Consider the following 17,730-nt stretch of genomic DNA (forward strand, 5'->3'; position numbering starts at 1 on the left):
TGTGGCAAAGGCTCGGGGCCGCATCCAACGACAACGGGGCAAGGGCGATGGACCAGCATATCGAAACCCTCAGCGTTGCCACGAAGGGGCGCTCGATGACCGACATCAGCGCCGCGATCGCCGAACGGCTGATTGCGGCGGGCGCCCGCGAGGGGCTGCTGACGGTGTTCATCCGCCATACCTCGGCGTCGCTGACCATCCAGGAGAATGCCGATCCCGACGTCCAGCACGACCTCTTGAACGCCCTCGACCGGCTGGCGCCCGCCGATGCGCCCTATGTCCATACGATGGAGGGCCCGGACGACATGCCGGCCCACATCAAGACCGTGCTGACGGGAACCAGCGTCGCCGTGCCGGTGTCGGGCGGTCGCATGATGCTGGGCACCTGGCAGGGCATCTATGTCGTCGAGCATCGGGCACGCCCGCATTCGCGCGAGATCGTGCTGCACTTTTCCGGTACGCTGGGCTGAGGCCGGAACGACCGCGGGTTGATCCCGCCGGGCAGCCGGGCCAAGAAGGGCCGCGACGAAGTGGGAGCGCGTCGCAGCCGGTATCCGGTTGAAAAGGCAGGGGGGGAGAACAGGGGCATGCGCTACGTCTTCATCGTGGCCGACGATCATCCGCTGTTTCGCGGCGCGCTGCGGGAGATCCTGACGTCGCTGCCGGACACGGCCGAGATCGTCGAGGCGGCGGATTTCGACCAGGCGGCGGCGGCGCTGGCGGCCAATCCCGAGGCCGATCTGATGCTGCTCGACCTGAACATGCCGGGAACCAGCGGCCTGTCGGGCATGGCGCTCCTGCGCGCCGACCATCCCTCGGTGCCCATCGCCATCGTCTCGGGCAGCGAGGACGCGCCGATCGTGGCGCGCGCCCTCGATCTCGGCGCCTCCGGTTTCATCCCGAAATCCTCCGGCTTTGCCGAGATCCGCGAGGCGATCCTGGCGCTTCTGGCCGGCGAGGTCTTCCTGCCGCCGGACATCTCGCTGGAATCGGAGCGCGACCCGGAGGTCACCGAGCTGATCCAGCGCATCCGCACCCTGACGCCGCAGCAGACGCGGGTCTTGACCATGCTGGGACGCGGGCTTCTGAACAAGCAGATCGCCTACGAGCTCGGCATCTCCGAAGCCACCATCAAGGCGCATGTCTCGGCGGTGCTCCTGAAGCTGGGCGTCGACAGCCGCACCCAGGCGGTGATCCGCCTGTCGCGGCTCGGCATCGATCTGGAAAGCGGCCTCGCCGGCTGAGCCGCGCGCCGCGGACGCATCTCATCCAGGACACGCGCCATAAAGCGGCGCTGCTGCCGGGCCGCCTATTCCGCGGCTTCGCGGCGGCCATGCTTGCGGCCCATGGCGGCGCGCAGCGAGGCCGGCTTCAGCGGCTTGGTCAGGATGTCCACTTCCATTCCCGCCGCCTGCTCGCGCAGACCCGGCGACCGGTCGGCGGTGACGAGGATCACCGGCAGCTCGGGGCCGAACACCCGGCGCAGCGCCGTCACCGCGTCGAGGCCGGTCCCTTCATCGAGATGATAGTCGACGAGGGCGATGTCGGGCACGATGCCGCGTCGCCCGAGATCGGGGATCGCCTCCGACGCGGACCCATAGGCCTCGACCTCGCAGCCCCAGCCGGCCAGGAGCACCCGCATGCCCTCGCGGATGGCCACCTCGTTGTCGATGCACAGGACCCGCGTTCCGGCCAGCGCCAGCCCGGCCCGCGCGGGCAGCAGCGCGGTCTGGGGCGCGGTGACGGGCGTCACGTCGGCCACCGGCAGCGTCACCCGGAAGCGGGTGCCGCGGCCATGCTCCGACGTCGCCTCGATCGGATGGTCGAGCACCCGGGCGATGCGATCGACGATGGACAGGCCGAGACCCAGCCCGCGGGCGGTCCGGCTGCCTTCGTCGAGACGGACGAACTCGTGATAGATCGCCTCCAGCTTGTCGGCCGGAATGCCGATGCCGCTGTCGGCGATCTCCACGTCGATCCGGCCGCCGGAACGGTGGCGCACGCCGACCACGACCTTGCCGGCACGCGTGTATTTGATGGCGTTGGAGACGAGGTTCTGGATCAGCCGGCGCAGCAGATTGCGGTCCGAGCGGACCGACACGCCGGTGCGCACGAAGCGCAGCGCGATGGCCTTTTCGTCGGCCAGCGGCTTCATGTCGGTTTCGATCTGGCGCAGCAGCCGGTCGAGCGGGAAATCCTCGATCTTGGCCTGCATGCCGCCGGCTTCCAGCCGCGAGATGTCGAGCACCGCACCGATGATCGCTTCGACGGCCTCCAGCGACGAGCCGATATTGGCGGCGATCTCGGTCTCCTGGCCGCCGAGGCTGCGCTCTTCCAGCGCCGCGGCGTAGAGCCGGGCGGCATTGAGCGGCTGCAGGATGTCGTGGCCGGCGGCGGCCAGGAAGCGCGTCTTGCCAAGATTGGCCGCGTCGGCCGCCAGCCGTGCCTTGCCGAGCTCTTCGTTGGCCGTCGTCAGCTCGCCGGTGCGCATGCGCACCCGCTCTTCCAGGCTCTCGTTCATCTCGCGCAGGGCGGCGGCGCGGCGCACCCGCTCGGTCATGTCCGAGACGGTGGCGACGAGGCCGCCTTCCGGCATGCGGTTGGAGCGGAATTCCAGCACGCGGCCGGAGCGCCGCAGGCTGATCTGGCGCAGCGCCGGCGGCCGGGTCAGCACCTCGAAGCTGGTGTCGTATTCCGGCCGGTCGATCTCGCCGGCCTCGATCAGCTCGTCGAGGACGACGGTCATCGGCGTGCCGATCTGGCCGAATTCCGAGGACAGGCCGACGAGATCGCGGAACTGCCGGTTCCAGAAGGTCAGGCGGTAGTCGGCATCGAAGATGGCGAGGCCCTGGTCGACCTGTTCGAGCGCGATCCGCAGGAGATCGCGATTGTATTGCAGCGCCTCGGAGGCGTCGTCGAGAAGCTGCAGCGCCGAGCGGCTGGAATCGGCGTGGCGCTGGAACAGCAGCGACAGAACGAGCCGCGACGAGGCCGAGCCGATGGCCGCCGCCAGGAGCTGCTCGGAAAAGCGGATCGTGGCGGAATCGGCCGTGTCGTCGTCGTCGATGGTCCGGTGCTCGGCCTCGGCGAAGCTGCGGAACGAGCGCTCGGTGCGGTCCGAGCCGAGATAGCGGGCGATGGTCGCCTTGAGTTCGCGGATGCTGACCCCGGCGCGGGTGCGCCGCACACCGGCTGCGGGACCGACGTCGCTGGAGGCGAAGACCGCCGCCTGGATGCGCTCCAGCGGCGTCGCCTTGCGGCTGAGCGAGCCGACGACGAGGAAGAAGATATTGGCCGACAGGCTGACGAGACAGCCATAGAGCAGCGGATCGAGCAGCGGCGCGGCGGCGGAACCGGCACCGGCGGTGACCGCCGTCGCGTCGATGGCCTGGCCACGTAGGAGCGCCGGCATCAGCAGCGTCCAGGCCCAGCCGATGATGCCGGCGATGAGGCCCGCCGTGGCGCCGCGGGCATTGGCGCCCTTCCAGTACAGCCCGGCGAGGAAGGGCGGCGCGAGCTGGGCGATGGCGGCGAAGGACAGGAGCCCGATCGAGGCGAGACCGCTGCCGGCCCCGGCGTAGCGGTAATAGCCGTAGCCGAGAAACACGACGACAAAGATCGCCGAGCGCCGGACATTGAGGATCAGCCGGGTCTCGTCGCGGGTGGGGTCGACCGCATGGTCGCGGCGCTTCAGCAGCCACGGCAGGACCAGGTCGTTGGAGATCATGATCGACAGGGCGACGCTGGCGACGATCACCATGGCGGTGGCGGCCGACAGGCCGCCGATGAAGGCGACCAGCGACAGCGCGTCCTGGCCCTGCGACAGCGGCAGCGACAGGACGTAGAGATCGGCATCGACGCTGGGGCCGAGGGTGATCAGCCCGGCCACGGCGATCGGCACGACGAAGAGGTTGATGACGACGAGATAGAGCGGGAACAGCCAGCGGGCGCGGCGGATCTCGTGGCGGGTGCGGTTTTCCACCACGGTCATGTGGAACTGCCGCGGCAGGAGCAGGATCACCAGCGCGCTGAGGCCGAGCGAGGCGATGAAATGACCGCCGATGCCGCCCTGGAAGGAGGCGAGGACGCGCGGGCTGGCGAGCGCGGCATTCCACAATTCGCCCGGCTCGAACAGGACGAAGGTCGCCCACAGGCCGACCGCCAGGAAGGCGGTGAGCTTGACCAGCGATTCCATGGCGACGGCGAGAACGAGGCCGTCCTGATGCTCGGTGGCGTCGGCGTGGCGGGTGCCGAACAGCACCGCGAAGATGCCGAGGACGGTGGCGACGAGCAGCGCCAGGTCGCCGAACAGCGGCGGCATTTCCAGCGTCGCGCTGTAATGGGCGACGAGGCTGGCGACGCTGGTGGAAATCGCCTTCAGCTGCAGGGCGATGTACGGCACCGTGCCGACGATGGCGATGACGGTGGCGAGCGCCGCGACGGACGGGTTCTTGCCGTAGCGCGAGCCGATGAAGTCGGCGACGGTGGTGATGCGTTCGGCCTTGGCGTGGCGGATCAGCCGCTCGATGAAGCCCGGTGCGAAGACGAAGACGAGGATCGGGCCGAGATAGATCGCCAGGAAGGACAGGCCGTCGCGCGCCGCCACGCCGACCGAGCCGAAAAATGTCCAGGAGGTGCAATAGACGGCGAGGCTGAGCGCATAGACGCCCGGCCGGCTGATGCGCGCCCGGCCGGCCGCCGCCCGGCGGTCTCCCCACCAGGCCACGGCGAACAGCAGCAACAGATAGACGATCGCCGTGAAGACGATGATCCCGCTATGCAATTCTCATCCTCCCGGCGGCCTGACGGGAGCGGAGCGGCGCCCCTGCGGGTCAGGTGAGCCGGGATGCCGCTTCAGGCCGCAGCGTGTTCGACACAACCATCGGTGTCCGCGCAAGTCCAGATCGCGACACCGCCAGCGGCCGCGGGCGCCGGTTTTCCGCGTGTGGCGCGATTGTGCCCCTGCCGCGCAACTGTAGAGTGGACACCCCATCGTCAGAGGAATCATGAGATGCTCAAGGAATTCAAGGAATTTGCCCTGAAGGGCAACATGGTCGATCTGGCGATCGGCATCATCATCGGCGCGGCGTTTTCCGGCCTCGTCAATTCGGTGGTGAAGGACCTGTTCATGCCGGTCATCGCCGCGATCTCGGGCGGCGTCGACTTCACCAACAAGTTCGTCGGTCTCGACGACGGCGTCACCGCCACCAGCCTGGAAGCGGCGCGCGAGCAGGGACCGGTGCTCGCCTATGGCCAGTTCGTCACCCTGTCGATCAACTTCCTGATCGTCGCCTTCATCCTGTTCATGGTGGTCAAGGCGATGAACCGGCTGAAGCGCAAGGAAGAGGCCAAGCCGCCGGAGGTGTCCGAGGTGCCGCGCAACGAGAAGCTGCTGGAGGAAATCCGCGACCTGCTGGCCAGCGCCTCGAACCGCGAAACCCGGGTCTGACGCCTCACTGAACCGATGACGACGCCCGCCGCCGAGAGCGGCGGGCTTGCATTTTCCGGGACGAAGCGCGATGCTGGGCACGGCGTCAGGCGACGCCGTTTTCGTTCGAGTCTCCCCCGGAAGGCACCCTGATGAGCGACAGATTTCGGCTCAGCCGCGAGGCTGTGGAAGCGCCGGCGAGCGGCATTGTCGCCGTCATCGACTATGCCCGCGGCCATGAGGGGGTGATCCCGCTCTGGGCCGGCGAGGGCGACCTGCCGACGCCGGGCTTCATCGCAGACGCGGTGACCGCGAGCCTTTCGGCGGGCGAGACCTTCTACACCTATCAGCGCGGCCTGCCGGAACTGCGCCAGGCGCTGAGCGACTACACCGCCCGGCTTTACGGCATCGAATCCTCGCCGGAACGCTTCTTCGTCACCGGTTCGGGCATGCAGGCGATCCAGATCTCGATCGCGGCGAGCGCCTCGCCCGGCGACGAGCTGATCTATTTCGGCCCGGCCTGGCCGAACTTCGCCGCCGCCTGCGGCGTGCGCGGCGCCGTGCCCCGCGAGGTCGCGCTCGACTGGACCGATGCCGGATGGCAGCTCGACCTCGACAAGGTCGCCGCCGCCATCGGTCCGAAGACCCGCACGATCTTCGTCAACACGCCGGCGAACCCGACCGGCTGGACTGCCGACCACGCGACGCTGAAGGCACTGCTGGCGCTGGCCCGCCAGCACGGCCTGACGATCATCGCCGACGAGATCTACAGCCGCTTCTACTACGCCGCCGACCGGGCGCCGTCCTTCCACGACATCATGGAGCCGGACGACGCGATCCTGTTCGTCAATTCCTTCTCCAAGAACTGGGCGATGACCGGCTGGCGGGTCGGCTGGATCGAGACCACCCCGGCCATCGGCACCGTCATCGCCAATCTCACCCAGTATTCGACCTCGGGCGTCGCCCCTTTCATGCAGCGCGGCGCGATTGCCGCGATCACCGAGGGCGAGCCCTTCGTGGCGATGCAGGTGGAGCGGGCCCACAAGGCGCGCGACATCTTCACCGAGCGGCTGGCGGCGACCAACCGGGTCGCCATCGTCCAGCCGGCGGGCGCCTTCTATTCCTTCTTCGCCATCGACGGCATCACCGAGACCCGCGAGACGGCCTTCCGCATCGTCGACGAGGCCAAGGTCGGTCTTGCGCCCGGCACCGCCTTCGGGCCGGTCTCGCCGGGCTCGTTCCGGGCCTGCTTCCATCGCCGGCTCGACGAGGTGGAGATGGCGGCGGATCGCCTGGCCGACTGGATCGGCCGTTCGGCGTGACAGGCTGGGACCGGCGCCGGGTCGGCAATCTCGCCGCCACGCTGGCACTGGCCACCCTCGGCGGGGGCGTGGCGGCGGTGTTCGGCCTGCCGGTCGCCTGGCTGCTCGGCCCGGTTCTCGCCGTTTCGGCGGCCAGCGTCGCCGGTCTCGATACGCGGCTGCCGCAGGCGCTGCGGACACTGGCCTTCTTCATTCTCGGGATGCAGGCCGGTTCCGGCGTGACGCCCGCTGTCCTCGACCAGATGGCGATCTGGCCGCTCTCCTTCGCCGTCCAGATGCTCGGCGTTCTGGGCGTCATCGTCGTGACGCGCGCGTTCCTGCGCCACGGCCTCGGCTGGGACCGGGACACCGCCCTGTTCGCCTCGCTGCCGGGGGCGCTGTCCTTCGTCTTGGCGGCGGCCTCGGAAACAAGGGCCGACCTGCCGCGGGTGACCATCGTCCAGAGCGTGCGGCTGCTGATCCTGATCGGCGCGCTGACGCCGGTGCTGGGCTGGTTCGAAGGCGGCGAGGACGTGGTGGCGGTCGCGCGCGGCACCGACGGGCCGCTGACGGAATATCTGCTGCTGCTGTTCGTCTGCATCGCGGCGGCGGCGCTCGGCCATCTGGTGCGGCTGCCGGGCGGCATGATGTTGGGCGCGCTGATCGGCAGCGCCTTCATGCATGTCGGCGAATTCGCCACCGTCGCCATTCCGCCGGTTCTCGCCGTGCCGAGCCTGATCCTTCTGGGGGCGCTGATCGGGTCGCGGCTGCAGGGGCTGGACCGCAGGGGCGTCTTCGCGCTGCTGCCCGCGGCGATCGGCTCGTTTGCCATCGGCATCGTGGTCTCGGCGATCTCGGTCGCCGTGGCGGTGCTGGTGCTGGAGATCTCGATCGGGAAGGTGGCGCTGGCCTATGCGCCGGGCGCGCTGGAAGCGCTGACCGTTCTGGCGTTCCAGTTCGACGTCGATCCGGCCTATGTCGCGGCCCACCACGTCGTGCGCTTCGTCTGCATCGCCCTGATGGTGCCGCTTCTGGCCAAGCACATTGCGCGGCCGGGCGACACCGTGGCGGTGCCGCCGGAGGAATCAGGCGTCGATGGCGGCGAAGACCGACGGTGACGGGGCGGGCGCCTCGCCGCCCTCCGGTCCCCAGAAGATCACCCAGGTGACGAAATCGTCCGACATGTCGGTGAAGCGGTGGTCCTGTCCGGCGCGCACGAACAGCGCGTCGCCCGCCGCCACGTCGTCGGTCTGGCCCTCGCGCCAGAAGGCGGCCCGGCCCGACACGACGATGTAGAGCTCGTCCTGCAGATGCGGGCGCTGGTGGTCTGTGCCGCGCGGCGCGAACACTTCCAGCGACATGGTACCGTGGGAGATGGCCTCGGCGGCGAAGACGCCGTCCGGCCATTGCTCGGTCGCGGGCAGGGGAAATCTGTCCAGAAGCTGCGCCAGCGAAATCTTCATGGAGCGCTCCTTTCGACGCGGGTCGTCACCCGGCCGCGTCGTGCGCGGCCGGTGTGGGACGTGTCAGCCGCCGGCCTGCGACACGACCAGCGGGGTCACCTTGGTGGACCGCTCGGCCTGGGCCGGCTGCTGGCTGGCGAAGGGAATGCCGATGGCGTTCCAGGTCTCGACCAGGGCATCCTTCAGCGTGTCGATCAGCGCGTCGTCGTGCAGCGGAGTCGGCGTGATGCGCAGGCGCTCGGTGCCGCGCGGCACGGTCGGGTAGTTGATCGGCTGGATGTAGATGCCGTGGGCGTGGAGGAGGTGGTCGCTGGCCTTCTTGCACAGGTCCGGATCGCCGACGAGCACCGGCACGATGTGGGTCTCGGACGGCATCACCGGCAAATCGGCCTCGCCGAACACCAGCTTCGCCTGCGCCGCCTGGCGCTGCTGCGCGTCGCGCTCGGCCTGGCTGGTCTTCAGGTGGCGGATGGAGGCGACCGCCGCGGCGGCCAGAGCCGGCGGCAGGGCGGTGGTGAAGATGAAGCCCGGCGCATAGGAGCGGACCGCATCGATCAGCGCCCGGGTGCCGGTGATGTAGCCGCCGAGGACGCCGAAGGCCTTGGCCAGCGTGCCCTCGATCACGTCGATCCGGTGCGCGACGTCGTCGCGCTCGCAGATGCCGCCGCCGCGCGCGCCGTACATGCCGACCGCATGGACCTCGTCGATATAGGTCATGGCATTGTAGCGCTCGGCCAGATCGGCGATCTCGGCGATCGGCGCGATGTCGCCATCCATGGAATAGACGCTCTCGAAGACGATCAGCTTCGGCCGGTTCGGCTCGGCCGCCTTCAACAGCTCTTCCAGATGGGCGAGGTCATTGTGGCGGAACACCTGCTTCTTGACGCCGGACTTGCGCACGCCCTCGATCATCGAGGCGTGGTTCAGCTCGTCGGACAGGATCAGGCAGTCGGGCAGCAGCTTGGCGATGGTCGAGATCGACGCCTCGTTGGAGACGAAGCCGGAGGTGAAGACCAGCGCGGCTTCCTTGCCGTGCAGATCCGCCAGTTCCTTCTCCAGTTCCACCAGCGGGTGGTTGGTGCCGGAAATGTTGCGGGTGCCGCCGGCGCCCGAGCCCATGGCCGAGACGGTCGAGGTCATCGCCGAGATGACATCCGCGTGCTGGCCCATGCCGAGATAGTCGTTGGAGCACCACACGGTGATCTCGGTGGCTTCGCCGTCATGGCGCCAGATGGCCTTCGGAAACCGGCCGGCAATGCGCTCGAGATCGGCAAAGACCCGGTAGCGTTTCTCGGCATGCAAAGCCTCGATCGCAGACTCGAACTGGCCCTGATAATCGATCATCCCATACTCCTTGTCAGAACCTTTCTAAGAGCCGTTCCAGTCAAAGTCCATCTTCGGCCGGGCATTCGGGCACCATGCGTTCAATTGTCGTTTTGCCGGGAAGCGAAGCGCGAACAGGGACTTCGCCGCCGCTGCGCAGATGGGGATCGCAGCGGCGCGATGCGCGGCGGTTTCGCGGCCCAGCGGAAATGTCGCAGGGCGCGGCGATAACGCCGCCTCTGCCGACCGTGCCGTCGCGCTTCCATGGTGACCGGATCGGCGGGTCCCCGGTCAGTCGTCGCCCGCTCCTGCCGGGTCCGCGTTGTCGTCCGTCTGCGATGCCTGCGCACTCTGCCGGCGGGCGCGGGCCTGTTCCTTGCGCTTGCGCAAATTCTCCCGCAATTGCGCCTCCAGCCGTTCCTGCCGGCTGAGTTTGGGCGGAGGGCTTCCGGTGTCGTCCTGGCTCATCTGTCTGCACCTTGTTCGCGATCGTTGCGGCGATCGGCAGGCTGGCTTGGTCAATCGATCCGCGGCGTGACGGTTCCGTCGGGGCCTCAGCGCGCGTCAGTCGTCATGGCGGCAAGCGCGTCCGGCGTCGACCGGGCCGGCGCCCAGCCGAGCGTGTGTCGCAGATGCCCGGCATCCACGACGAAGGGCGTGTCGAGGGTCGCCACCATCGCCTCGCGCCCGGCCAGTCCGGCGAGCTTTCGCAGCAAGGCGGGCGGCACCCGGATCAGGCGAGGGGGGCGGCCGAGCCCGTGGCGGAGGGCCGTCACGATCGCGGCGGTCGACAGCGGCGGATCGCCGGCGACGAGGAAGGTCTCGCTGGCGGCCTGTTCCTCCGTGAGCGCCAGCACGATCGCCTGCACGAGATCGTTGACGGCCACGAGGCTGCGGGGCGCCGCAAACCCGCCCAGCGGCAGCGGCGCCGGCGTGCGGGCCAGTTTCGCCAGCGCGGCGATGCCGCCCCGCCCTCCGGCGCCGAACACCGGCACCGGTCGCAGCACGCAGCCCGTCGTCGCACTGCCGGACAGCGCCTGCCAGAAGGCGCGCTCGCCCTCGTGCTTGGAGCGCGCATAGGCGCTCTGGGGCGCGATCGGGGATGCCTCGTCGACCGGGTCGGGGGAGGCGGCGTGGACATTCGCCGTACTGACGAAGACCATCCGCCGGACACGCTCTTGCGCCGCACGGCGGGCCAGCGCGGCGGTGCCGTCGCGATTGACCGCCGCAAGGGCCGAGGCATCGGCGGCGTCGGCCGTGCCCCGCTCGGGATTGGCGGCGGCCAGATGCGCGACGGCGTCGATGCCCCGGGGCCAGTCCGCCGCCGTCTCGATGTCGGCAAGGTTGGCCGGCGCGGCGAAGACGCCATCGCCGCCCGGCCCGCCGCGGCGCAGGACGACGATGTCGTGGCCGTCAGCCGCGAGCGCGGCCTCAAGGTGGCGCCCGACGAAACCGCTGCTGCCTGTCAGAAGGATGCGCAAGGCGAGGACACTCCGTGGAACTGTTCGAACCGGTTCTGGCGAAGCCGCGGCCCATGCGCAACGCCGGCGGGGCGAAAACCGATTTGCCAATCGCGGGCGATGCTGTAGCGGAAGGGCCATGAAGCGCCTCTTCGATTTCACCGCCAGCCTCGTCGGCCTTGTCTGTCTGGGCTGGCTGATCGGCCTTCTCGCGATCCTGGTGAGGCGGGACAGCGACGGCCCCGGCATCTATGCCCAGCCGCGTATCGGCCGCGATGGCGCGGTCTTCACCTGCTACAAGCTGCGCACCATGCACCGGACCACCGTGTCGGCCGCCTCGCACGAGACGCCAACCTCGGCGGTGACCGGGCTGGGTCGCAGGCTGCGCGCCCTGAAGCTCGACGAGTTGCCGCAGCTCTGGAACGTCCTGAAGGGCGAGATGAGCTTTGTCGGCCCGCGGCCCTGCCTGCCGTCGCAGACCGTGCTGATCGAGGAGCGCGGCCGGCGCGGCGTCCTTTCGGTGCGCCCCGGCATCACCGGGGAGGCGCAAGTGCAGGGTGTCGACATGTCCGACCCGGTGCGCCTCGCCGAGATCGACGCGCACTATGTGAACAACCGCAGCTTCCTCGGCGATCTGAAGCTGATCCTGCAGACGGTGGCCGGCGGCGGTCGCGGCGACCGGGTGCGCGGCTGAGGCCGGCGGCTTACAACCACGCTGAAATCCGCTAGGTGTCCGGCGCGGAGCGGGGAGGGCTTCAATCCGTCCCGCCGCATGCGCGTCACCAGCAATCCGAGGATGCCAGCTCCATGATCGAACGCGTCGGCTTCGCCGCCGAACTCGCCGCCTATACCGACCGGCATGGTCCGGTGACCATCGGTCTCGCCGGTGCCGGCCAGATGGGCACGGACATCGTCGTGCAGGTGGCGCTGATGACCGGCGTGCGGATCGGGGCGATTGCCGCCAACAGCCCGCGACGTCCGACCGAAGCGATCGCCATGGCGGGCCATTCCGCCGACCATGGCAGCTTCGCCGCGAACGCCTCCGACATCGACCGGACCATCGAGGCGGGCCGCATCGCCGTCACCGACGATCTCGGGGCGCTCTGCGCCGCCGGACGCATCGACGTCGTGGTCGACGCGACGGGAAGCCCGGAAGTGGGCACCTTCCTCGCGCTGGAGGCGATCCGCAACGGCAAGCATATCGTCATGCTGAATGTCGAGGCGGACATCACCGTCGGCCGCCTCCTGGCCCGCAAGGCGAAGGAAGCCGGCCTCGTCTATACGGGCTCGGCCGGCGACGAGCCGGCCTCGACGCTGGAGCTCATCGCCTTCGCCCAGAGCCTCGGCATGGAGATCGTCGCGGCGGGCAAGGGCAAGAACAACCCGCTGCGTCATTCCGCCATTCCCGAGGAATACGAGGAGGAGGCCCGCGCGCGGAACATGAATGCCCGCATGCTGGTCGAGTTCATCGACGGCTCCAAGACCATGGTCGAGATGACCGCCATCGCCAATTGCACCGGTCTGACGCCGGATGTCGCGGGCATGCACGGACCCGAGGCGACCAGCGAGAATCTGGGGCAGGTGCTCTGCACCACCGAGGATGGCGGAATCCTGTCGCGGTCGGGCTGCGTCGACTACACGATCGGCAAGGGCGTGGCCCCCGGCGTCTTCTGCGTGGTCAAGCCGCGCCATCCCCGCGCCATCGAGCGCATGGCCGATCTGAAGGTCGGTCCTGGCCCCTGTTTCGGCCTGATCCGGCCGTTCCACCTGACCAGCCTGGAGACCCCGCTCTCGGCGGTGCGTGCGGTCATCCACCTGCGGCCCGACATGGTGCCGATCGACCGCCCCGTCGGCGAATGCGGCGCGCTGGCCAAGCGCGGCCTGACGCCCGGCGAGACGCTCGGCCGGATCGGCGAGGCCGACTATCGCGGCTATGCCATGACCTGGGAGGACGGGCGCACGCGCCGGGCGCTGCCGATCGGGCTCGTCGAAAAGGCGAAGGTGGTGCAGCCGATCAGGGCCGGCGAGCTTCTGACCCACGACAATTGCGCCCCCGACGAGAGCCTGCTCGTCACCCGGATGCGGGCCGAACTCGATGCTGCCGATGGCCGCTTCGCAGCCTGAACCGGAAACCTCCGAACGCGGCGTCATCCGGGCGGTCACCTGGAACTGCCACGGCTCGATCGGCGCCGATCGGCGCTGCGACCCGGAGCGCACCCTTGCGACCATCGCGCGGCTCGGCCCGGATATTCTGGCACTGCAGGAGGTCGACGGCCGTTCGCATCTCGGCCGCCGGCAGCGCGCCTTCGAGACGCTGGGGCAGGAGCTTCTGAAGACGGCGGGATCGCAGATCGTCGAAGCGCGCACCGTTCCGCGCGAGGATCGCGACTATGGCCATCTGCTGTGGTCGCGCTGGCCGATCGTCAGCGCGACGATCCATGCCCTGCCCGAACCCGGGGTCGAGCCGCGCGCTGCCATCGAGGCCGTGATCGCCGCGCCGTCGGGGCACCTGCGCGTGCTGGCCTTCCATCTCGGTCTGCTGCGGCGCCAGCGGCTGGCGCAGGCGCAGTTCCTCGCCGAGCGCGTCGACGCGGGAGACATGCCGACGCTGGCGATGGGGGACGGCAACGATCTGAGGCTGGGGGGCGCGCTGCATGGCGCGCTGGCGCCGCGGCTGCCGGTGCACACCGCGCCGCGCTCGTTTCCGGCGCGCTGGCCGATGCTCCGGCTGGACCGGATCTACGCCTCGGAAGGGTTCTCGCTGGTCACGCATGGACCGGGGCACGCCTCGCGGCCCGCGTCCGATCATCTGGCGGTCACGGCGGATCTCGCCTGGCCGGAGAGGGTCTGAAGGCGCGGGGCTAGCCGGACGGCTCGGTCTTGTCCGCCGCCTGATCGGGGCGGGTCGAGCGGATGACGATGTCAAGACCTTCGGCAAGGCACTTGCGACTGTCTTCGTCGAGCGGCTCGAGGGCCTCGCAGATGCGCTGCAAGGGGTCCTTCTTCAGCAGCGCGCGACCGCGGTCGGTCAGGCCCAGCTCCTCGGCGCGGCCGCGTCCGACGCTGCCCAGCTTGGTGACGTAGCCCTTGGTGATCAGCGTGCGCACGGTGCGGGCCACGGCGCCCGAGGCGAGACCCTGGAAGCGGGCGAGATCGATGGCCGTGCGCAACGGCACGGGCGCGGAATGGATGTAGCGCAGGGCCGCCCATTGCGCCGGGAACAGCTTGGACGCGTATCCCTGCGAGTGAAGACGCCGGGCAATCTGCTCCAGCTGGCTGGCCAGATCCGTCGTGGGTATCATCGAAATTCCGCTGTCTTCCTGAGAACCCCGTCCGCATGCCTGCCTGCATCGAACCTTGCTGGGCGTGCATATATGAGGATCGACGAAGTTTATCCAATCATGCCTGCTTGCAGTCCTAAGAAGCCGTGCAGGCAGTATTTAGAATTGTAAGTATCTCATGCGTCAGATCGTGGCGGGACTTGGTTTCGGACACGTGCCGTGCGTCCTGTCGTGGATAGAATGGCTCAGTCGCGCTTGCATCGAGGACGGCTGCGACCCGACCGCACGCAGATGTGCCTGCTCAATCCGGCGAGATTGAGGACGCCCCTGGGCGGCCGGTGCGCATGACGGCGCCCGCGGCCTCAGCCGGTTGTGCGCAGCCAGTAGACGCGGAGCGGCTGGGCCAGGACGCGCATGCCGTCCTCGGTCTCGGCTTCAGCCTCGAAGCGGGCTTCCACCGCGCTGCGATTGTCCGCAACGGCAGCCGCGCGCAGCGGATCGACGGCTTCCAGCCGCTCGATGAACTGGGCGACGTCGCGGAAGCGTTCGCTGCGCTGATAGACGACGTTGCCGCGCAGGACGAAGCTGCCGTTGCGCACCGCATCGGCCACCGCGACGCCGGCTGCCTCGCGGATCTCGCTCTCGTCCTCGACCGGGCGCATCGCCTCGAAATACGGGCCTTCCGCCAGGGGCTCGACGATCAGCACCGTGCCGGCCGGCTTCGTGACGCGCGCAGCTTCCGCAAGCGCCGTCGCCATGGCGGCGACCGGCACGTGGTGCAGGGCGTTGAGGATCACGGCGGCATCGAAGCCGGAATCGTCGAAGGGGAGGGCTTCGGCCGCCGCCACTTCGAAACGGGCCTCGGGGACGTTGTCGCGGGCCGCGGCGATGGCCGCCTCGCTGGGGTCGATCCCGGTCACGGCGAAGCCGCGCTTCACGAGGCTGCGGGCAAGCGCACCGCGTCCGCAGCCGATGTCGAGCACCGAGCCGGCGGCTTCCCCGGCCAGCACCTCGCCGATGACGGCGGCGGTGTCGCCGGCCGTAAAGGCGGTGTTCAGGGCGCTCTGGAGGGTCTTCGGATCGCTCATGGCCGGTTCCTGCAGCATGCGGGACAGGACGATTCCCACCCCGGCGCGACGATAACGGCCAGGAGCCGGCGAGCAAGGGCCGGAGCGCCGGGGCGCTCCGGCGGACCGGATCAGCCGGCCGGGTAGTTCTGCGGGAACAGCGCCCGCAGGGCGGCTTCGTCGCGCTCCGACTTGAAGCCGACATCGCTGCCCACCTTGCGGGCCTCGGCCACGGCCGGCCGGGCATCGATGGCCGCGAACCAGCGCGACAGGTTCGGGTAATTGGCGAGTTCGCCTTCGCCCAGCACCATCTTCGCGCGGTCGATCCAGCCCCAGGCCGCCATGTCGACGATGGTGTAGTCGTCGCCGACGAAGAATTCGCGGCCGGCCAGATGGTCGTCCAGCACCTGGTAGTGCCGCTGGGCCTCGCGCAGATAGCGGTTGGCGGCATAGTCGGACTTGTCCTTGCCGACCGTGCGGAAATGCACCGACTGGCCGGAATAGGGGCCGACACCGGTGGCGATGAACATCAGCCAAGACAGGAGCTCGCCGCGATCCTCGGCCTTGCCGGCGAACTTGCCGTGCTTGTCGGCGAGATAGAGCAGGATGGCGTTGGAATCGAAGACGCGCTTGCCGTCGTCCTCGATCGCCGGCAGCTTGCCGTTGGGATTGATCTTCCGGAACGCGGCCTCGTGCTGTTCGCCCTTCAGCGTGTCGACCGGCGCAAGCTCGAAATCGAGGCCGGCTTCCTTGAGGAAGAGCGCGACCTTCATCGGGTTCGGCGTCGGGTGGAAGTAGAATTTCAGCATCTGTGCGAGGTCCCCCATTGGCAGATTGTCGACCGCATATGCTGTGACAGAGGGGGCCGAAGGCAAGGACGACGCTGCGTTCATCGTTGGCCGCCGACGCGATGCCGAGCCGTCGCCAGTGAGCGGCCGGGCGGCAGGCGCTTCATCCGCACGCTTTATCCCGATGGGCAAGTCATGTAACGGCTTGGCGATGGACCCGCACGGAGGGGGTGCCGCAGGCATGGGCGGCGGCATCCGGGAACTTTGAGGAGGCCGGCATGGTGGCCACGGATATCGCAACCCGGGTCTGGAGCCACACGTTCAAGCTCGACCCGATCGTGCGCAGCCTGCTCGACACGGATTTCTACAAGCTCCTGATGCTGCAGATGATCCGGGGGCAGCACCCGGACGTGCAGGCGACCTTCTCGCTGAACAACCGCTCGAAGCATGTGCGCCTCGCCGAGATCGTCGACGAGCAGGAGCTGCGCGAAAACCTCGACTATGTGCGCACGCTCTCCTTCACCAAGCGGGAGATGATCTGGCTCGCCGGCAACACCTTCTACGGGACGCGGCAGATCTTCCGGCCGGACTTCCTCGAATGGCTGGAGGATTTCCGCCTGCCGGAATACGAGCTGCGCCGGGTCGACGGCCAGTTCGAGCTGGATTTCCACGGTCCCTGGACCCACACCATGATGTGGGAGATCCCGGCGCTGGCGATCATCAACGAGCTGCGCTCGCGCGCCGCGATGAAGGATCTCGGCCGCTTCGAGCTCGACGTGCTCTATGCCCGCGCCAAGGCCAAGATGTGGGGCAAGGTCGAGCGCTTGCAGGCCCTGCCGAATCTGCGCATTTCCGATTTCGGCACGCGCCGGCGGCACTCCTTCCTGTGGCAGCGCTGGTGCGTGGAGGCCCTGAAGGAAGGGCTCGGCGACCGCTTCCTCGGCTCCTCCAACGTGCTCCTGGCCATGGAAACGGATCTGGAGGCCATCGGCACCAACGCCCATGAACTGCCCATGGTGATGGGGGCGCTCGCCGGCAGCGACGCCGAACTGCGCCAGGCGCCCTACGAGGTGCTGCGCGAGTGGCAGAGCTACTATGGCGGCAACCTGCTGATCGTCCTGCCCGATACCTTCGGCACCTCCGCCTTCCTGCAGAATGCGCCGGAATGGCTGGCCTCCTGGACCGGCTTCCGGCCGGATTCCGCGCCCCCCATCGAGGGCGGCGAGGAGATCATCGCCTGGTGGAAGCGCATGGGGCAGGACCCCAAGGACAAGCTGCTGGTGTTCTCGGACGGCATGGATTCCGACACGATCGAGCGGACCTACCGGCATTTCGAGGGCCGGGTGCGCATGAGCTTCGGCTGGGGCACCAATCTGACCAACGATTTCCGCGGCGCCTCGCCCGAGCCGAGCACCGGGCTCGACCCGATCTCGCTGGTCTGCAAGGTGACGTCCGCCAATGGCCGGCCGGCGGTGAAGCTTTCCGATAATCCGGCCAAGACCAGCGGCGATCCCGAGGCTGTGGCGCGCTACCACCGGGTCTTCGGCGAAGCCGCCTATGCCGAGCGCGCGCTGGCGGTCTGAACAGGCCGGCATGACCGGTCGATAACCCTGTCGCCG

17 protein-coding genes are annotated in these 17,730 nt (G+C 68.9%); 9 read left to right on the plus strand and 8 right to left on the minus strand.

Going from position 1 to position 17,730, the window contains the following annotated elements; all coding sequences use genetic code 11:
• Positions 1-47: 47 nt before the first annotated feature.
• Together H536_RS0106405 and H536_RS0106410 are read left to right on the plus strand one after the other, a co-directional pair.
• A complete protein-coding gene (locus H536_RS0106405; RefSeq protein ID WP_024349680.1) occupies positions 48-470 on the plus strand; it encodes a secondary thiamine-phosphate synthase enzyme YjbQ in 423 nt (140 codons plus the stop codon).
• A gap of 117 nt (positions 471-587) precedes the next feature.
• Positions 588-1,244, plus strand: a complete 657-nt coding sequence (locus H536_RS0106410; protein WP_024349681.1) for a response regulator — start codon at positions 588-590, stop codon at positions 1,242-1,244.
• 65 nt (positions 1,245-1,309) lie between these two features.
• Here the strand turns inward: H536_RS0106410 and H536_RS0106415 are convergent, their stop codons facing one another.
• Entirely contained in the window at positions 1,310-4,783 is a 3,474-nt protein-coding gene (locus H536_RS0106415; protein ID WP_024349682.1) for a hybrid sensor histidine kinase/response regulator, read from the minus strand.
• 228 nt (positions 4,784-5,011) lie between these two features.
• Between H536_RS0106415 and mscL the strand changes: the two genes are divergently transcribed.
• The 3 genes from mscL to H536_RS0106430 all read left to right on the plus strand — a co-directional run bounded on the left by mscL (position 5,012) and on the right by H536_RS0106430 (position 7,847).
• Positions 5,012-5,449 (plus strand): large conductance mechanosensitive channel protein MscL, encoded by a 438-nt coding sequence (mscL, locus tag H536_RS0106420; RefSeq protein WP_024349683.1) that lies wholly within the window; start codon positions 5,012-5,014, stop codon positions 5,447-5,449.
• Positions 5,450-5,580: 131 nt separating this feature from the next.
• Entirely contained in the window at positions 5,581-6,750 is a 1,170-nt protein-coding gene (locus tag H536_RS0106425; protein WP_024349684.1) for a pyridoxal phosphate-dependent aminotransferase, read from the plus strand.
• On the plus strand, positions 6,747-7,847 hold the full coding sequence (locus H536_RS0106430) for an AbrB family transcriptional regulator (RefSeq protein ID WP_024349685.1): 1,101 nt from the start codon (positions 6,747-6,749) through the stop codon (positions 7,845-7,847). The genes H536_RS0106425 and H536_RS0106430 overlap by 4 nt, the downstream gene beginning before the upstream one ends.
• Here the strand turns inward: H536_RS0106430 and H536_RS0106435 are convergent.
• From H536_RS0106435 to H536_RS0106450, 4 genes are all read right to left on the minus strand, one after another.
• The gene (locus tag H536_RS0106435; protein WP_024349686.1) at positions 7,815-8,192 is read right to left on the minus strand and encodes a cupin domain-containing protein; all 378 of its coding nucleotides are present in this window, start codon (positions 8,190-8,192) and stop codon (positions 7,815-7,817) included. The genes H536_RS0106430 and H536_RS0106435 overlap by 33 nt on opposite strands.
• Positions 8,193-8,255: 63 nt before the next feature.
• Positions 8,256-9,533 (minus strand): 5-aminolevulinate synthase, encoded by a 1,278-nt coding sequence (gene hemA, locus H536_RS0106440; RefSeq protein WP_024349687.1) that lies wholly within the window; start codon positions 9,531-9,533, stop codon positions 8,256-8,258.
• A 273-nt stretch (positions 9,534-9,806) separates the two neighbouring features.
• Positions 9,807-9,983 (minus strand): hypothetical protein, encoded by a 177-nt coding sequence (locus H536_RS24900; protein ID WP_169513617.1) that lies wholly within the window; start codon positions 9,981-9,983, stop codon positions 9,807-9,809.
• Positions 9,984-10,069: 86 nt separating this feature from the next.
• A complete protein-coding gene (locus H536_RS0106450) occupies positions 10,070-10,996 on the minus strand; it encodes an NAD-dependent epimerase/dehydratase family protein (RefSeq protein WP_024349688.1) in 927 nt (308 codons plus the stop codon).
• 118 nt (positions 10,997-11,114) lie between these two features.
• Here H536_RS0106450 and H536_RS0106455 point away from each other — a divergent pair, with 118 nt between their 5' ends.
• The 3 genes from H536_RS0106455 to H536_RS0106465 all read left to right on the plus strand — a co-directional run bounded on the left by H536_RS0106455 (position 11,115) and on the right by H536_RS0106465 (position 13,826).
• Positions 11,115-11,669 (plus strand): sugar transferase, encoded by a 555-nt coding sequence (locus H536_RS0106455; protein ID WP_024349689.1) that lies wholly within the window; start codon positions 11,115-11,117, stop codon positions 11,667-11,669.
• 113 nt (positions 11,670-11,782) lie between these two features.
• Positions 11,783-13,099: an NAD(P)H-dependent oxidoreductase gene (locus H536_RS0106460; RefSeq protein WP_024349690.1), complete on the plus strand. Its 1,317-nt coding sequence runs from the start codon at positions 11,783-11,785 to the stop codon at positions 13,097-13,099.
• Positions 13,080-13,826 (plus strand): endonuclease/exonuclease/phosphatase family protein, encoded by a 747-nt coding sequence (locus H536_RS0106465; protein ID WP_162142649.1) that lies wholly within the window; start codon positions 13,080-13,082, stop codon positions 13,824-13,826. The genes H536_RS0106460 and H536_RS0106465 overlap by 20 nt, the downstream gene beginning before the upstream one ends.
• Positions 13,827-13,836: 10 nt before the next feature.
• Here H536_RS0106465 and H536_RS0106470 read toward each other — a convergent pair whose 3' ends face one another.
• From H536_RS0106470 to H536_RS0106480, 3 genes are all read right to left on the minus strand, one after another.
• On the minus strand, positions 13,837-14,277 hold the full coding sequence (locus H536_RS0106470; protein WP_024349692.1) for a MarR family winged helix-turn-helix transcriptional regulator: 441 nt from the start codon (positions 14,275-14,277) through the stop codon (positions 13,837-13,839).
• Positions 14,278-14,618: 341 nt separating this feature from the next.
• Complete coding sequence (locus tag H536_RS0106475; protein WP_029702836.1) at positions 14,619-15,344, minus strand: class I SAM-dependent methyltransferase; 726 nt, start codon at positions 15,342-15,344, stop codon at positions 14,619-14,621.
• A gap of 110 nt (positions 15,345-15,454) precedes the next feature.
• Positions 15,455-16,132 carry a glutathione S-transferase family protein gene (locus H536_RS0106480; RefSeq protein WP_024349694.1) on the minus strand — a complete coding sequence of 226 codons (678 nt, stop codon included), beginning with the start codon at positions 16,130-16,132 and terminating at the stop codon, positions 15,455-15,457.
• 257 nt (positions 16,133-16,389) lie between these two features.
• Between H536_RS0106480 and pncB the strand changes: the two genes are divergently transcribed.
• Positions 16,390-17,694 carry a nicotinate phosphoribosyltransferase gene (gene pncB / locus H536_RS0106485; protein ID WP_024349695.1) on the plus strand — a complete coding sequence of 435 codons (1,305 nt, stop codon included), beginning with the start codon at positions 16,390-16,392 and terminating at the stop codon, positions 17,692-17,694.
• The last annotated feature ends 36 nt before the right edge of the window (positions 17,695-17,730 follow it).

The organism is Aurantimonas coralicida DSM 14790 (assembly GCF_000421645.1).
Taxonomy (GTDB): Bacteria; Pseudomonadota; Alphaproteobacteria; order Rhizobiales; family Rhizobiaceae; genus Aurantimonas; species Aurantimonas coralicida.

Bases quoted from the DNA above. Each gene is read 5' to 3' on its own strand.
- pncB (WP_024349695.1), top strand. From the start codon at position 16,390: ATGGTGGCCACGGATATCGCAACCCGGGTCTGGAGCCACACGTTCAAG.
- H536_RS0106435 (WP_024349686.1), bottom strand. From the start codon at position 8,192: ATGAAGATTTCGCTGGCGCAGCTTCTGGACAGATTTCCCCTGCCCGCG.
- H536_RS0106425 (WP_024349684.1), top strand. From the start codon at position 5,581: ATGAGCGACAGATTTCGGCTCAGCCGCGAGGCTGTGGAAGCGCCGGCG.
- H536_RS0106465 (WP_162142649.1), top strand. From the start codon at position 13,080: ATGGCCGCTTCGCAGCCTGAACCGGAAACCTCCGAACGCGGCGTCATC.
- H536_RS24900 (WP_169513617.1), bottom strand. From the start codon at position 9,983: ATGAGCCAGGACGACACCGGAAGCCCTCCGCCCAAACTCAGCCGGCAG.
- H536_RS0106460 (WP_024349690.1), top strand. From the start codon at position 11,783: ATGATCGAACGCGTCGGCTTCGCCGCCGAACTCGCCGCCTATACCGAC.
- H536_RS0106475 (WP_029702836.1), bottom strand. From the start codon at position 15,344: ATGAGCGATCCGAAGACCCTCCAGAGCGCCCTGAACACCGCCTTTACG.
- H536_RS0106470 (WP_024349692.1), bottom strand. From the start codon at position 14,277: ATGATACCCACGACGGATCTGGCCAGCCAGCTGGAGCAGATTGCCCGG.
- H536_RS0106480 (WP_024349694.1), bottom strand. From the start codon at position 16,132: ATGCTGAAATTCTACTTCCACCCGACGCCGAACCCGATGAAGGTCGCG.
- mscL (WP_024349683.1), top strand. From the start codon at position 5,012: ATGCTCAAGGAATTCAAGGAATTTGCCCTGAAGGGCAACATGGTCGAT.
- H536_RS0106455 (WP_024349689.1), top strand. From the start codon at position 11,115: ATGAAGCGCCTCTTCGATTTCACCGCCAGCCTCGTCGGCCTTGTCTGT.
- H536_RS0106410 (WP_024349681.1), top strand. From the start codon at position 588: ATGCGCTACGTCTTCATCGTGGCCGACGATCATCCGCTGTTTCGCGGC.
- H536_RS0106405 (WP_024349680.1), top strand. From the start codon at position 48: ATGGACCAGCATATCGAAACCCTCAGCGTTGCCACGAAGGGGCGCTCG.